The sequence below is a fragment of the Rhodococcus sp. IEGM 1241 genome (assembly GCF_033142365.1).
Lineage (GTDB): Bacteria > Actinomycetota > Actinomycetes > Mycobacteriales > Mycobacteriaceae > Rhodococcus_F > Rhodococcus_F erythropolis.
Genome location: NZ_JAWLSE010000001.1, coordinates 1,268,116 through 1,282,564, shown reverse-complemented (window position 1 = coordinate 1,282,564; position 14,449 = coordinate 1,268,116). Strand labels below are relative to the sequence as shown.

At 62.2% G+C, this 14,449-nt stretch carries 13 protein-coding genes; 6 read left to right on the top strand and 7 right to left on the bottom strand.

What is annotated here, in order from left to right; all coding sequences use genetic code 11:
* The first annotated feature begins 1 nt into the window (after nucleotide 1).
* The gene (locus R4P70_RS06205; protein ID WP_317830535.1) at nucleotides 2-730 is read left to right on the top strand and encodes an aspartate/glutamate racemase family protein; all 729 of its coding nucleotides are present in this window, start codon (nucleotides 2-4) and stop codon (nucleotides 728-730) included.
* On the opposite strand, the gene R4P70_RS06200 is transcribed toward R4P70_RS06205, so the two are convergent.
* The gene (locus tag R4P70_RS06200; protein ID WP_317830534.1) at nucleotides 697-1,872 is read right to left on the bottom strand and encodes an MFS transporter; all 1,176 of its coding nucleotides are present in this window, start codon (nucleotides 1,870-1,872) and stop codon (nucleotides 697-699) included. The genes R4P70_RS06205 and R4P70_RS06200 overlap by 34 nt on opposite strands.
* A gap of 98 nt (nucleotides 1,873-1,970) precedes the next feature.
* On the bottom strand, nucleotides 1,971-2,282 hold the full coding sequence (locus R4P70_RS06195) for an ArsR/SmtB family transcription factor (RefSeq protein ID WP_021345375.1): 312 nt from the start codon (nucleotides 2,280-2,282) through the stop codon (nucleotides 1,971-1,973).
* A 339-nt stretch (nucleotides 2,283-2,621) separates the two neighbouring features.
* Here R4P70_RS06195 and R4P70_RS06190 point away from each other — a divergent pair, with 339 nt between their 5' ends.
* Together R4P70_RS06190 and R4P70_RS06185 are read left to right on the top strand one after the other, a co-directional pair.
* Nucleotides 2,622-3,872, top strand: a complete 1,251-nt coding sequence (locus tag R4P70_RS06190; RefSeq protein ID WP_020908890.1) for an MCE family protein — start codon at nucleotides 2,622-2,624, stop codon at nucleotides 3,870-3,872.
* 46 nt (nucleotides 3,873-3,918) lie between these two features.
* A complete protein-coding gene (locus tag R4P70_RS06185; RefSeq protein WP_019745049.1) occupies nucleotides 3,919-4,695 on the top strand; it encodes a class I SAM-dependent methyltransferase in 777 nt (258 codons plus the stop codon).
* Nucleotides 4,696-4,702: 7 nt separating this feature from the next.
* Here the strand turns inward: R4P70_RS06185 and puuE are convergent, their stop codons facing one another.
* The 4 genes from puuE to R4P70_RS06165 form a co-directional block, all read right to left on the bottom strand.
* Complete coding sequence (puuE, locus tag R4P70_RS06180; RefSeq protein ID WP_020908892.1) at nucleotides 4,703-5,632, bottom strand: allantoinase PuuE; 930 nt, start codon at nucleotides 5,630-5,632, stop codon at nucleotides 4,703-4,705.
* 16 nt (nucleotides 5,633-5,648) lie between these two features.
* A complete protein-coding gene (gene alc, locus R4P70_RS06175; protein WP_060938101.1) occupies nucleotides 5,649-6,635 on the bottom strand; it encodes an allantoicase in 987 nt (328 codons plus the stop codon).
* 3 nt (nucleotides 6,636-6,638) lie between these two features.
* Nucleotides 6,639-7,883, bottom strand: coding sequence for a DUF6986 family protein (locus R4P70_RS06170; RefSeq protein ID WP_020908894.1), 1,245 nt, complete (start codon nucleotides 7,881-7,883; stop codon nucleotides 6,639-6,641).
* Between the two features lie 62 nt (nucleotides 7,884-7,945).
* Complete coding sequence (locus R4P70_RS06165) at nucleotides 7,946-9,973, bottom strand: CocE/NonD family hydrolase (protein ID WP_024487284.1); 2,028 nt, start codon at nucleotides 9,971-9,973, stop codon at nucleotides 7,946-7,948.
* Nucleotides 9,974-10,113: 140 nt separating this feature from the next.
* On the opposite strand from R4P70_RS06165, the gene R4P70_RS06160 reads away from it, so the two are divergent.
* The 3 genes from R4P70_RS06160 (at nucleotide 10,114) to R4P70_RS06150 (ending at nucleotide 13,587) form a co-directional block, all read left to right on the top strand.
* Nucleotides 10,114-11,037 carry a pseudouridine synthase gene (locus tag R4P70_RS06160; RefSeq protein WP_082148549.1) on the top strand — a complete coding sequence of 308 codons (924 nt, stop codon included), beginning with the start codon at nucleotides 10,114-10,116 and terminating at the stop codon, nucleotides 11,035-11,037.
* Between the two features lie 75 nt (nucleotides 11,038-11,112).
* The gene (locus tag R4P70_RS06155) at nucleotides 11,113-12,648 is read left to right on the top strand and encodes a CYTH and CHAD domain-containing protein (protein WP_080909450.1); all 1,536 of its coding nucleotides are present in this window, start codon (nucleotides 11,113-11,115) and stop codon (nucleotides 12,646-12,648) included.
* 48 nt (nucleotides 12,649-12,696) lie between these two features.
* Entirely contained in the window at nucleotides 12,697-13,587 is an 891-nt protein-coding gene (locus R4P70_RS06150) for a universal stress protein (RefSeq protein ID WP_047889855.1), read from the top strand.
* A 54-nt stretch (nucleotides 13,588-13,641) separates the two neighbouring features.
* Here the strand turns inward: R4P70_RS06150 and R4P70_RS06145 are convergent, their stop codons facing one another.
* Complete coding sequence (locus tag R4P70_RS06145) at nucleotides 13,642-14,382, bottom strand: VIT family protein (RefSeq protein WP_019745057.1); 741 nt, start codon at nucleotides 14,380-14,382, stop codon at nucleotides 13,642-13,644.
* Nucleotides 14,383-14,449 lie beyond the last annotated feature (67 nt).

Genomic DNA, 14,449 nt, shown 5'->3' with positions numbered 1-14,449 from the left:
CATGAGAATCAAGGTGATCAACCCCAACACCACGTGGGCGATGACCGCCAAGATCGAGAAATGTGCCCGGGCCGTCGCGGGCTCGGGCACATTCGTCGAGGCCGTCAGCCCTGCGATGGGTCCCGCGTCGATCGAAAGCCACTACGACGAAGCTCTCAGCATCCCCGGAATCCTGGCCGAGATCGCCGCCGGAGAAAAGAACGAAGTCGACGGCTACGTCATTGCTTGCTTCGGTGACCCAGGCCTGGATGCAGCCAGAGAGCTGGCCAAGGGCCCCGTCGTAGCTGTTGCCGAAGCGGCAATGAACTACGCAAGTTTCCTGGGACGCGGATTCAGCATCGTGACCACCCTCGGTCGAACCCGCGGCCGCGCAGCCGATCTGGTGGACCGGTACGGCATGCAGGCTCGGTGCCGGGGTATCCACTCCTGCGAGATTCCGGTTCTGGAACTCGATCGTGATCCCGACGCGCGAAAGGTGATCTTGGAAGCCTGTTTCGACGCATTGGAGCAAGACGACTCGGACGTCCTCGTGCTGGGTTGCGCCGGCATGGCGGACCTGTGCCAGGACTTGTCCGACGAACTCGGTGTCCCGGTAGTCGACGGCGTTGCCGCTGGGGTCACGATGGTTCAATCGTTGGTCACCCTCGGACTGTCGACCAGTGCGCGCGGCGAGTTCACACGGCCACTGCCCAAAATCTACACCGGCACACTGACACCGTTCTCGCTGTGAACGTGCCCGAGCGAGAGTCGAGCACCGATTGTCACCAGTGCCAGGACCGCGAACAATACTCCGGCCCAGACTAATTGGCGGGTTTCGAAATGCGCGAGAAACAGTCCACCGACCGCAGTTCCGAGCGTGATCCCCAAGTTGGAGAACGAGATGAAAAGGCTGTTGCCGAATTCAGGCGCGTCGACTGCGTCTCGCCCCATCCAACTCTGCGAAACCACCAGTCCACCGGAATGCACCACACCCCAAACCAACACGGCTACAACCATCGCACCGAAGTACGGGCCTGCCAGATAGAGCATCACGTAGACGACGATGTACAGCAAGGGAAAAGCCACAACCGTGCGCACCACACTCTTGGCGAGCACCGCCCCGAAGACGAAGTTGCCGAAGATCATCACGACACCGAAAGCCAAGAGCATCGCGCTGATCCACGATCCGCTCATGCCCGTCACTCCGCCGAGGTATTCGGCGAAGTATCCGTACACCGAGAACATGGCTGCGAAGACGAAGGTGACGGAAAGGATGGTCAACCACACGCGCGGCCGGCGAAGGATCCCGACCTGTGCGCCGTACGACAGGCGTTGTGTCACCGGAGCCGAGGGCAGAAGTACGACAATCCCGAGAAACGCGAGAACGTTGACCACGGCACCGAAAACGAAAGCCGCGGACACCGAGAAGTTCTCGGCCAGATACGACGTCAACGGAACACCGAATGCGAATCCTACTGTGACACCCGCAAATACTTTCGTCACAGCTGCAGTTGCTTCCTCCGGTGGCACCAGTCGAACTGCACTCGCGAGTGCGAGCGCGAAGAAGACCGGGTGAACCACGGCGGGAATGATCCGAAATGCAAACATCACCTCGAAACTCGACGTGCTCGCGTACACCATGTTGGACACCGCAAAGACTGCAATCGCCACCAACAGAACGGTTTTCCTGTTGATTCCCGAGGTGATCAGCGTCGTGAACGGACCGGTCACCGCCACGACGAGCGCAAACACACCAACCAACCATCCGGCAGTGGACGCGGTGATACCGAACTTTTCGCTGACCTGAGGCAGAACCCCGATAATGCCCATCTCCGTAGTGATGATTCCGAATACACCCAACGCCAGAACCGGTATCAACAATTTCGACTTCACGACACACTCCTCCTACTACGCCACACAAAACAGATACATATCTAGATATATAGATATGTTTGATTAAGCAAAACCAGCCGACGAGGGCAATCCGACCGCTACAGCTTTTCGCGAACGAATTCCCTGAACTCTCCGATCACGGTTTCGTTTCGTCGGTAGTACGTCCACTTCCCGATGCGCTCGGACTCGAGCAGACCTACATCTTTCATGCCCTGCAGGTACCCCGAGATCACCGACTGGGCAAGTCCCGACCGCCCCTGAATATCACCGACACAGACTCCGATGTGAAACCCGAGATCCTGTTGCGTGTACGAGTCCTCGTCGAAATACTTCGCCGGATGCGCGAGCCACTCCAAGATCTGCAGACGAGTCGGGTTGGACAGCGCCTTGAAGATCGCCAAAGCATCCATGGACCGCACCCCTTCTCTCCGCCAACAGGAACGCATCTACTTTTGTGGATATGTTTGGCGAAGTCAAGCCCGATTCGGACGCAAAGCTACGTACGTCACATCGACACATTCGAAGTGAGCTGTGCCACTTACGTTTCGACGACCTGCGGAAATCTCAGAGCCGACTTTCTATCTGTGACGACTTGTTTATAGTTATCGCCAACAACGAATTGCCGGAAGTTTCCGGTTCGCCCGAGAATGCTCACGGGTGAACACAATTCGCTCAACACCAGCCGTACCCGGCTAGTCATTCGGGAGTCGAACCATGAACACACCGCATCAGTTCAGGGCCGTCCCCACATGGTGATGTCGAAGCTCGCCAAGTGGCAGCTGGTCGCCCTCGTCGTGGTTGCGCTCCTGGGTTTGATCTACGTCGGAGCGAAATACGTACGGCTGGACAATCTTCTGGGATTCGGCCAATACACGGTCAAAACCGAACTGGCGACGTCCGGTGGCATCTTCACCAACGCCGAAGTGACCTATCGCGGTGTACCCGTCGGACGCGTCGGCGACATGTCGCTCACGTCCGACGGAATCGAAGTCGACCTGTTGATCGACAGCAGTGCTCCACAGATTCCCGCATCCGCGCGAGCCGTGGTGGCCAATCGCTCAGCCATCGGTGAGCAGTACGTCGACCTTCAGCCCGATACCGACCAGGGCCCGTTCCTCGAAGACGGCTCGGTGATCGCCGTGGGCGACACCACCACGCCGATCCCCATCGAGAACGTCTTGACCAGCGCCAACGGTCTGGTGCACTCCGTTCCGGTCGACGCACTCCACACCGTCGCGAAGGAACTCGGCGCGGCATTCAACGGCAAGGGCGAAGATCTGCAAGTCCTTGCCGACTCGCTGTCGGGGATTTCCCAGTCGGGCCTCGACACCCTTCCCCAGACCCTCGGACTGATCCGCGACAGCCAGACGGTACTCACGACCCAGTCCGATCAATCGTCGGCGATCAAGCAGTTCAGCACCGACCTCGACGCACTGACTGCGCAATTGCGCACCAGCGACCCCGACATCCGACGCGTGATCGACAACGGCATACCGGCCAGCGAACAAGTCGGCTCTCTCGTCACCGAAGCCGGCCCCGCGCTCACGACCAACCTCTCCAACCTCTCCGCCGTTGCAGCGGCAGCCGCCCCGACACTGCCCTCGCTGCAGCCCTTCCTGCTCTTCCTGCCTGCCCTCGCCGGGGCGGCGCCCACCGTTGCACCGGGAGACGGCACAGTACATCTGGGCTTGGTACTCGAGACCAACAACCCGCTCTCGTGCACCGTCGGTTACGAAGGGACCATGGCGATCCTCGACGAGATGAAGCGCAAGGACCCGAACTTCGACGACACGACGCAGAACTTCCCGTTGAACACAGCCGCCAACTGCCAGGCACCCCAGGGCAGCGAAACGGGAGTTCGGAGCGCCAACCGCATCGCGTTCGCCGACCCGAACACCTCGCAACCGTGGGACAGCAAGCCCAAGGTGGACCCGGACAAGCTCAACCTGAACCCGATTGCCACACAACTCGCACCGATGCTCGGTGCCACCCCGAAGTAGCCGTAAACAACTGGCACCGTCGACGCTCCGCGACGATGATGATGTGATGTCGCAAGGAACGCCTGAGAGGACGTCACGAAGTTTCGAGGAACTTGTCGCCGAAGCCGAATCCGCCTCCGTCGACGGGTGGGACTTCTCGTGGCTCGACGGGCGCGCCACGGAGCAGCGTCCGTCGTGGGGGTATCAGAGGTTGATGGGTGAACGTCTCGGTGGTGCCGGCGCTGCGCTGGACATCCAGACCGGCGGCGGCGAAGTCCTCGCCGCTGCACCGACACTCCCGCCGGTGATGGCGGCAACCGAATCCTGGCCACCGAACGTAACCAAGGCCACCGCGCTTCTGCGTCCCCGAGGTGTGGTGGTGGTCGCGGATCCGGACGAGCCACCGCTACCGTTTGCCGATTCGGCTTTCGATCTGGTGACCAGTCGACACCCTGCGACGGTGTGGTGGGCCGAGATCGCTCGGGTACTCGAACCGGGAGGCACGTACTTCGCTCAACATGTCGGTCACGCCAGCGTGTTCGAACTCGTCGAGTTCTTCCTCGGTCCTCAGCCGCAGGCTCGTCGCGGACGGCACTACGAGGACGAAAGCGCCGACGCGATTTCGGCCGGGCTCACCGTCGTCGACCTTCGTTTCGAGCGTCTGCGCATGGAATTCTTCGATATCGGCGCCGTTGTCTACTTCTTACGCAAGGTGATCTGGATGGTTCCGGGATTCACCGTCGCGCAGTATCTGGACCGGCTCCGGGAACTCGATCAGCAGATCCGTCGCGACGGATCTTTTGTCGCGTACTCGAGTCGATTTCTGATCGAGGCGCGCAAATAGCCCTGCATTACGCGGGGTGAATGGTCTTCCAGTGCTCGGCGATGTCGATTCGCCGCGAGATCCAGACCTTTTCGTGTGACTGCACATGGTCCAGGAAACGCTCGAGGGCGGCAGCTCGGGCAGGGCGGCCGACTATGCGGCAGTGCAACCCGACGGAGAGCATCTTCGGTGATCCGGCCGTTCCCTCCGCATACAGCACGTCGAAGGCGTCACGTAGGTGCGCAAAGAACTGATCGCCGCTGGGAAATCCTGCTGGAGAGGCGAAACGCATGTCGTTGGTATCGAGCGTGTACGGAACGACGAGATGCTTCACCGACTCTGTGCCACGCGGAACGTCTACCCAGTACGGCAGATCGTCGGCGTACGAATCGGAGTCGTAGACGAAGCCGCCGTGCTCGACCACCAATTCGCGGGTGTTCGGTGAATCGCGTCCGGTATACCAACCGAGAGGCGCCGAACCCGTCAGATCTTGCAGAATCTGGACTGCCTCGGCCATGTCGGCGCGTTCACGCTCGATGTCCACGGATTGGTAAGACTTCCAACGTAATCCGTGACACGCGATCTCGTGACCCAACTCCTGAAAAGCACTGACTGCTTCCGGGTTACGCTGCATTGCCCGCGCCACCGCAAAGACTGTGAGAGGCAGGTTTCGCCGCTCGAAGGTCCGCAGGACACGCCACAACCCGGCCCGGGAGCCGTACTCGTACAGCGATTCCATGCTCATGTGTCGATTCGGAAATGCTTCCGCCGGAGTCATTTCCGACAGAAAAGTCTCCGAAGCCGCGTCCCCGTCGAGGACGTTGTTCTCGGCTCCCTCTTCGTAGTTGAGTACGAACTGAACCGCTATCCGCGCGTCGCCGGGCCAGTGCGGATGCGGCGGATGAGGGCCGTACCCCACCATGTCCCGGGGATAGTCGTCGCGCGGATAGTCGCTCATGGCAACAACTTTACCGTCAGCGCCCGGAGATCACAGCGCGAGCAGCGTCGGTGAGTACGCCGAATACTCTCAGCCGCGCCAGGCCACCGTCCGGGAAGATGTCCAGACGAACATCGGTGACCGGAACTTCGGAATCGATCGGAAAGCGATGGCGCGTGTCCGGACGCAGCGTCGTACGCGGCAACAGTTCGAACCACTCCCCTTCCGGAGTTCGGCCGGTCAGAGCGCCCTCACCTGGACTGTTTCCGAGGAAGTACGAGGTGTCGATCTCGACGAAACTCAACACGCCTTCACCCGCGAGTTGTACTTGCACCCAGTCGTTTCCGTCGTCGCGGCGCCTGGCGGTCTCCCACCCGTCCCCCATCGAAGCAGCGCGTCCGGGGAACAGAATGTTCTGCGGTGAGCTGTAGAACATGTTGGAGCAATCGGTCACGCGGCCACCGTTTTCGAGTGCTGCAAGGTCCAACGGCCCGGCATCGAGGAAACGCGGGTCTGGCCGTGCTTCACCGTGAACACGGAATCTCGCAACGCCGCCGTCCGGATAAATGGTCAGCTTGACGTGCGTCCATCGATCCTCCGAAACCACCGAGAACGGATTCTCCGAGTCACCGTGCACGGTCGAGCGTTCGACGATGGTTGTCCACTCGCCGGATCCGGCCAGGTCGACGGGATCCGGATACCCGTCGACGGAGATTGCTTCCACCGAGATCTCGGGCGGGTAATTGCCCTTGAACCACGCGGTGTCGACCACGACGCCTCGCACCACTCCAGGAACACCGAGGCGCACGATCGCCTCGTCATGGCCTGCCACACGGCGACGACGCGTCTCCCAACCGTCGTACACCTGCCCCTTGTGTCCGAACGTCGCCGGCTGGTATCCGGCTTTACCTGGTCGGATCAGGGCCTCGCGCTCGGCGAATGCCTCGTCGTTCGCCCAGATGACGGCTCCGCCGAGGGTGCGCAGTGCCAGGTCGGGCAGCAAGGTGAATTCGGTGGTGCTCATCGGTCAGTGTTCTCCTGTGATCGGTGTGGTGCGTCCTACGAGGTGGTGGAGTGCGTTGGTGTCCGCGCTCGGGGCGAGCCGGAGAACGTCGGATTCTGGATAAGCCCCCGCGTCGAGCCCACGCAGTACCACCGCTGCCAGCGCCTGGGCAGTTGCAGGTTCGTCCATCACGTCGCCACCTTGGCGCCCCAGGTACGACTGGATGCGCGGGGCAGCGGCGCCGAGCGCGTTGCGGTAGAAGCCGAACGTGGCGAGCCAGCGGGTGACCAGATGCCCGGGGTGCATGTCCCACCCCTGGTAGTAACCGCGTTCAAGGGACCGCGTGACGAGGCGATGGTGCCGAGTGATCGCGTCGCGGATCGCCGTGGCGCTCCCGACGGGCGCGACCTGAGTTGACCCGTCGCACACCCAGACGCCGGTCTGCGCGGCAGCAGCCAACATGAGAGCCTTTGCGTGGTCTGCCACCGGATGTTCGAGCGACTGATGACGCGATGCAATTCCGCAAGCCGCACTGTAATCGTAAGTGCCGTAATGCAAACCGGTCAGACGGCCGGCACCGCGATGGATGGCCTGAGCAACTGCCACAGTTCCGTCGGCAGCGATGACCGCCTGCGGGCTCTCGATCTGCAGCTCGAACCGAAGCGAACCGGTCTCGAGTCCGTGCGCCTTCTCCAGTTCTTCGCAGAGCACCACCGTCGCCGTGACCTGCTCCACCGCGCGCAGTTTGGGAACGGTGAAGACAAATCCGTCCGGCACTCCGCCTGCCGCGTCGAGCACAAGCTCGAGCGTCCTGATCGAGCGTCGACGCTCACTGGCCGGCAGCCCTTTGAACCTGATGCCGCCCCAGTTCGGCCCGGCAGGATCAGCGCTCAACGCTGCAAGTGTCCGCCCGGCCGACGTCGCTGCTGCGTCTTCTTCTTCGTCGCTGCGGCGTCCGTACCCGTCCTCGAAATCGATCCGAAAGTCTTGGACCGGCTTGCGGCCGAGTTGAACTCGCACATCTGCGAGCGCATTCTCCGTGTCGAGATCGGCGAACACATGCGCATGGGAATCGAGAAGCGCGATCGCCTGCTCACCCCAGAGACGAGGGGTGTCGACGGTTGCATCCGCGGCACTGACGTAAATCGTGTGCACGGGCTGGATCTCGTCACGGTTTCCCGGGTACTGCGCCGCGAGCCGCTCGTCCACCGGATCCAGAAGTCCGTCCAGACGATCGTGGACGGCGGCGGAGAGTCGGGATTCTGTCATCGGACGATCTTCGCAGAACGTCCGCGAGCCCGCAGGTTCTCACGCCGCCGATCCAGTCCGGGTCAGCGACCCCCTACGAACGGAACGTTGACGAAGCTCGGCCGATCCGCAGCCAATTCGATGTGCTGCGGCTTCAGTTGGCTGTCGGCAAGCATCGGCCCGAGCGCCAGGTATCGCGGCACGCTGGCAGCGTAGACGTCGACGCGGAGCCGGTGACCGGGTTGTAGCACTGCGTCGGTCGGGAGCATGTTGATGTCGACGGCGGTGACCTCACCGGGAACCACCGGCTGACGCGTGTCGATCGTCAGATAGTGGTGCGGTTCACTGTAGTCACCGTTGGCCGAGCGAGTGCTCTTGGAATCGTCGACCGCCCGGAGCGACGCAGTCAGAGCGCCGTTCGTGATCGGTGTCGATGTTCCGTCCGGCGCTACGTCGTTGACCGTCGCTGCCCAGAATCCGTCCGTCACGTCCAGGACTGTCTCGAGGTGGACGTTGATCGGGCCCGAGAGTGAGGTCGGCTCCGTGACTGCCTCACCGGTGAACGTCAGACCCTCCGCTTCCTGGAATCGGGAATCCTTGGAACACGACGCACCGAGCACCACGGAGATCCCGGCAGTGCCCTGAGTTCCGTCACCGGAGCAGAAGCCTCGCAGTCCGGGTGCGACTGTCAATCGCGCTGCGGCACTGGGCTGGTCACTGGTCAGTGAACCGTCGTAGGCCGCGTGTGCGGCAGTTCCGCTGGGCGCGGAGTTCAGATACATACGTTCGTACGTCGCGCCCGCTCGCGGGAACTGATCATCCGTGATCCATCCGCCACCTTGCTGGAACATCGTCACCGGACCGTATCGCTCGATTCCGTTGTCGATGCCCTTGAGCCACTTGTCGAACCACGCGCGTTCGAGTACGTCGAGGCGAGGCGGCGCACCGTCCTTGCCGAATCCTCCACCGGGAGTGACGTGATAGCCGTTGCCCATGATCAACTGCTTCTGCCCGGCCGGCAGATCGATTCCGTTGTAGATCCGCGGCTCGCTGTTGGCGAAGATGTCGTGCCAACCGCCGTAGACCATCGTCGGAACAGTGATGTTGCCGACGTCAGCGGATCGGTCCTGATAGAACTGACCGTCCTGTGCGACTTGCAGAGTCGACGGTGACACGTCCTCGATTCTCTGGGCCGTCATCGCTTGTACCAGTTCAGGAATCAGGGTGCCGGGATCCTCGAGGCGGCTCGCCAACCACAGTGGATCGAAGTTGCCTTGCAGGATGTCCTGAACGTTCGGAATGAGTTTGAGCCCGTTGACCGCGGTCAGCCACAACGGCATGAACCCGACTCCGAGTCCGCCACCGGTTCCGACGATGTCGCGTAGCAGATCGTTGCCTGGTTCGACCGGGAAGATTGCCTTCAACGCAGGCGGATTGTTACTCGCGGCCTGTACGGAGTTGATCGCGGAGTACGAGATTCCGGCCATCCCCACTTTGCCGTCGGACCACCCCTGCTTGCTCATCCAATCGATGACTTCGACCGAATCCTGTTGCTCGCGCTTGCCGAGCACGTCCCAATTACCTTGGGAGAAGCCGGTTCCACGTGCGTCGACCACTACCTGCGTGTATCCGTTCTGGACCAGATCACGGTTGACGCCGAGAACCCTGGCGCCTCCGCCGGCTATGACGCCCGTCAACTCCGAGACTCCGTCGAACGGCGCCGCGAGGTCGAGCGAGTTCGCCACGTCCATCAACGTCTCACCCACCTGCGGGATCGACAGAGCTGAATCCACCAACGTGTCCAGCAGTTTCGTGTACGGAGTTATGTTGAGAACCGAAGGCGCCTTCGATTCCACAGCGCGCCCGGACGCATCCGCCGGTCGGTACACATTTGCCTGCAGAACCGTGCCGTCACTCATCGTGATGGGTACGTCCCACTCGACGGAGACGCCCGGATACTGCGGCGCAGTCTCCGTGGCCGCGAGCCAGGTCTGTCCGTCCGACCCTCCCGTCGGATCCGCGGAAGCGACGGCGCTCGGCACCGTCAATCCCACGACGCACAGCCCCACCGCAATCGTTGTCGACCTTCGACGTAGAAGTCGTGTCCTCACGAAAACCCCAATTTTCTGTTGTGATGACCCAGCCCTGCCCCCACGACAGTGACCGGCGTCACGAACTTACCGGATAGTAACTTCCGTCCCATATGTCGTCAATAGGTCTCGATGCCGCCCGGACGGCTAGCTTTGAAGATGTGTCACGATCTCCCCTTCCCGTCCGCGACGGCCTGAACCCGAGTCGCATCCGTCAGCCAGACGACGGCATGTGGGCGACGACGCTCGACTACCTGCTCGAACGGTTTCCCCAGGACGCCGTCCGCCTACGGGAGAAAGTCGCAGCCGGGGAGGTCGTCGACGAGAAGGGCGTCGCGATCACCGAGACGAGCGGTTTCGCCCCCCGGCGTTTCGTCTACCTGTACCGCGACGCTCCCGTCGAAGCGCGGGTGCCGTTCGAGATCGACATCCTCTACCGGGACGAAAACATCCTGGTCGTGGACAAGCCGCACTTTCTCGCGAGCACGCCCCGCGGGCGATACATCGCCGAATCGGCCTTGGTGCGGTTGCGTCGGGATCTCGATCTGCCGGAGTTGAGTCCAGCGCATCGCCTCGACCGCGTCACGGCAGGACTGCTGCTGTTCACCGTGCATCAGGCGGCCCGGCGCGGCTATCAGACCATGTTCGCCGAGCGTCGCGTCACCAAGGAATACGAGGCCATCGCGCGTTACGACGCGCAGGTGAGCACTCCCGTGATCGTGCGCAGTCGCATCGTGAAAGAACGCGGCGTGCTCAAGGCCGCGGAGATCGAGGGCGAACCCAACAGCGAGTCGCGGATCGAACTGATCGAGACGCGAGACGGCTTCGCGCGGTACCGGTTGACTCCCCATACCGGCAAGACCCATCAACTTCGCCTGCACATGACCTCGCTCGGGCTCCCGATCCACGGCGACAACTTCTATCCCGACTTCTACGACGTTGCCGCAGAGGATTATTCGAACCCGCTGCGCCTGCTGTCGAAGGTTCTCGAGTTCGAGGATCCCACGACCGGCCGGCTGCAACGGTTCGAAAGTCGGCGGACCCTGTCCTGGCCGGACGAATCAGGCCGTGGCGACTCGCCGTAGGGACCCCGGACCCTTCCACTGCGCCTCCGATACCGGGAGGATGGAAGCGCAGACCGCACCGCAAGAGGAGACCAGATGAGCAAGACCGCCGTCGTACCCGAAGCCGTACGGGAGATCGAGCGCAAGTACGAGGCGCCGGCCGAGCAGGAAGTTCCCGCGCTGGGTGGACTTCCCGGTGTCGTCGGCGAACCGGTCCACGACTCGATACAGCTCTCTGCCACCTACTTCGACACCGCCGACTACCGGTTGCTCGCCGAGAAGATCACGCTGCGCAAGCGTGAGGGCGGCGATGACGCGGGGTGGCACATGAAACTTCCCGCAGGCGAGGACACTAGAACCGAAATCCAGCTTCCCCCGGACGAGAGCACCGATGTGCCCTCGCCGCTGGCGAGTCTGATCCGGGCGGTCATCCGCGGTCACGATCTGGTGCCGGTCGCCCTGATCATCACCGATCGGGAGCGCACCAGACTCAACGGCGAAAACGGTGTTCTGCTTGCCGAAGTGGTCTCCGACACCGTCATCGCCTGCAAGGCAGACGGTTCCGGTGAGTCGACGTGGCAGGAAGTCGAGGTCGAACAAGGCGCAGGCGGGCAAGCCCTGGCCGATGCAATCGAGTCGGTTCTACTGGACGCGGGGCTCGAGCGTTCTGCGAGTCCGTCCAAACTCAAACGAGCACTGGGCACTTCGGTCACTCCATACGTCGGCCACGAGGTCACCACTGGCAAAGCGTCGAATCCGCGAATTCTGTTGCGTAATTACCTCATCGAACAACTGCGCGCACTGGTCGCCGCGGATCTCGGCACGCGCCGCGCCGACGACGAAGCCGTTCACGATTTCCGGGTCGCAGCACGTCGTATCCGCAGCGCTCTACAGTCGTACGCCGGTCACTCCCCCAAGGCCGACGATCTCATCACGGATCTTCGGTGGATCGGTGGAAAGTTCGGTGACGCCCGCGACGTCGAGGTCCAGTGGGAGCGTCTTGTGGAACGACTCGGTGAAATCGACGAGATGCCCGAGCGAGAAGCAGTGCGCGCTCGAATCGACGAGTACTTCTCGGCCCGCGGTGAAACCGCACAGGAAACCGCCCTCGAAGCGCTCGATTCCGAGCGCTACACCACACTGCTCGATCGACTCGACGAGTACGTCGGCGACCTCGAATTCGACACTGCCGCCCACCGTGTAGGAAAGAAGGCGTCGGCGCGAGAGTTGGCGCATACCCTGCGCCATCTAGCTCACAAGGTCGGTAAGCGGGTCGATCACGTCTTCGATGCCGATACCCGCACCGAGCGTGACGAGCGAATGCACCGCGCACGCAAGGGCGCCAAGCGGATGAAGTACGCGATCGAGGTCATGGAACCGGTGTCGAAGAGCCGGGCCAAGCGTGCCTTGAAGCATTTCAGCCACTTCCAGGACGTTCTCGGCGAGCATCAGGATTCCGTTGTAGCCCAACATCATCTGCTCGAAATTGCTGCGGAGCAGGAGCACACCTCGCTCACCAGTTTCGGATTGGGCATGGCCTACCGACGAGAACTGGAAATCGCCGACGGGCAATCAACACTGCTCCGCAAGACGTGGAAGGAAGCCGTCAAATCAGCGTCGTCACTCTGGTGACCAGGCTGTAACCAGTCGACCGATCTCGATCATTTCAGAGGAGTAGACATGAACACACTTGCAGGACACCAGGACGTCGTCGCCGGTATCGACGGATCCGAGGCCTCGACGGCGGCGGCCCGGTGGGCAGCCTCGGTCGCGAACGCGGTGAACTCACGACTGATTCTGGCGCATGCCCTGCCGCAGGAGGGCCCGATCTACAGTCCCGCTGCAGTGATGTTGCAGTCGCAGTTCCTCAGCCAGATCCGCGAAGACGGCGAAGCGATCATCGATGCCGCCGCCGCGGTGATTTCAGCTGAATTCCCGGAACTGACCATCGAATCCGAGATCGCACCGGGCCCGGCGTCGACGCACATCCTCGAATCCTCGGGTACCGCACGCCTGATCGTGATGGGGTCGACCGGATCCGGTGCACTGCGCTCGCGGCTGCTCGGATCGACCGCACTGAAGGTGGCAAATCACGCAACCTGTCCGGTCACCGTCTGGCGTGGTTCGGCGGAGAATCCCGGTCCGGATCAACGTCCCGTCATCGTCGGAGTCGACGGAAGTGCGTTGAGCAAGAAGGCCGTCGAGTACGCGTTTCGTTATGCCGATCAGTTCGACGCGCCGCTTATCGCGGTCCACACCTGGCAGGGCTCGTCCACCTTCCGCGAAGGCGGAGCGGGAATCCTCATCGACTGGGAGGCCGTCGAGCAGGAGGAATCAGCACTGCTGGCAGAGAACCTGGCCGGCATGGCCGATCAGTACCCGGACGTGCCGGTCACCCGCATCAGTGAACCCGGCGCCGCCGCCCCCGTCATGCTCAAGTACGCCGACGATGCGCAGTTGATAGTTGTCGGAAGCCACGGCCGCAGTGCGATGGCCGCCGCCGTGATGGGCTCGACCAGCCAGAATCTGCTGCACCATGCGCCAGGGCCGGTCATGATCTGTCGCACCTGAATTGCTGTGCGCCTTTATTAACCCCCCGCGGTTAATAAAGGCGCACAGCAGGGGTCAGGCGAGGCCCGTCCCCACCAGCTGACCTACTCCGTAGGTCACAGCCATCGCGAGCGCGCCGCCGATCACCACTCGTAGCACCGCTCTGGTCTTGCGGGCTCCGCCGAGCGTCGCGCTGATCGTCCCGGTCAGTGCAAGTGCGATCAGCACTGCGAAGAAGGCGATGGGGACGCGGATACCCGTCGGCGGCAACAGGATTGCGACCAACGGGATCGCCGCGCCGATCGTGAACGAGATTGCCGACGAAATCGCCGCATGCCATGGATTGGTGAGATCGTCCGGGTCGATACCCAATTCGACTTCGACGTGTGCCGCAAAAGCATCGTGCTCGGTCAATTCTTCGGCGACGCGGCGGGCCGTCTCCGGACTCAATCCCTTGTTCTCGTAGATCTCGGTCAGTTCCTGGAGTTCCGCCTCCGGTGTCTCGAGGAGTTCCTTCTTCTCCTTCTGCAGGAGTGCGCGTTCGGTGTCTCGCTGAGCGCTGACCGAGACGTACTCACCCAACGCCATGGACACAGCGCCGGCAACCAGGCCAGCGAAACCGGCCGTGAAGATCGCGGAGCGCTCGGTTGTGGCTGCCGCAACACCGACCACGAGGCCTGCGGTCGAGACGATTCCGTCGTTTGCCCCCAGAACACCTGCACGCAGCCAATTCAGGCGATTGTTCAAACTCGGTGCGTGAGGTTCCGATTCCCCACCGGGCGCCCCGTCGGTCAACTGCACACTGTCTCCGGACATGGCAACAGATTAGGACGATCAGTCCGGTTGCGATAGCAATCTGAGCCTGTCCTTCGCGTACTGATAT

Excerpts from the sequence above, each read along its gene's own strand:
- R4P70_RS06205 (WP_317830535.1), top strand. The coding sequence starts at position 2 with ATGAGAATCAAGGTGATCAACCCCAACACCACGTGGGCGATGACCGCC.
- R4P70_RS06195 (WP_021345375.1), bottom strand. The coding sequence starts at position 2,282 with ATGGATGCTTTGGCGATCTTCAAGGCGCTGTCCAACCCGACTCGTCTG.
- R4P70_RS06190 (WP_020908890.1), top strand. The coding sequence starts at position 2,622 with ATGGTGATGTCGAAGCTCGCCAAGTGGCAGCTGGTCGCCCTCGTCGTG.
- R4P70_RS06185 (WP_019745049.1), top strand. The coding sequence starts at position 3,919 with ATGTCGCAAGGAACGCCTGAGAGGACGTCACGAAGTTTCGAGGAACTT.
- puuE (WP_020908892.1), bottom strand. The coding sequence starts at position 5,632 with ATGAGCGACTATCCGCGCGACGACTATCCCCGGGACATGGTGGGGTAC.
- alc (WP_060938101.1), bottom strand. The coding sequence starts at position 6,635 with ATGAGCACCACCGAATTCACCTTGCTGCCCGACCTGGCACTGCGCACC.
- R4P70_RS06170 (WP_020908894.1), bottom strand. The coding sequence starts at position 7,883 with ATGACAGAATCCCGACTCTCCGCCGCCGTCCACGATCGTCTGGACGGA.
- R4P70_RS06155 (WP_080909450.1), top strand. The coding sequence starts at position 11,113 with ATGAGCAAGACCGCCGTCGTACCCGAAGCCGTACGGGAGATCGAGCGC.
- R4P70_RS06150 (WP_047889855.1), top strand. The coding sequence starts at position 12,697 with ATGAACACACTTGCAGGACACCAGGACGTCGTCGCCGGTATCGACGGA.
- R4P70_RS06145 (WP_019745057.1), bottom strand. The coding sequence starts at position 14,382 with ATGTCCGGAGACAGTGTGCAGTTGACCGACGGGGCGCCCGGTGGGGAA.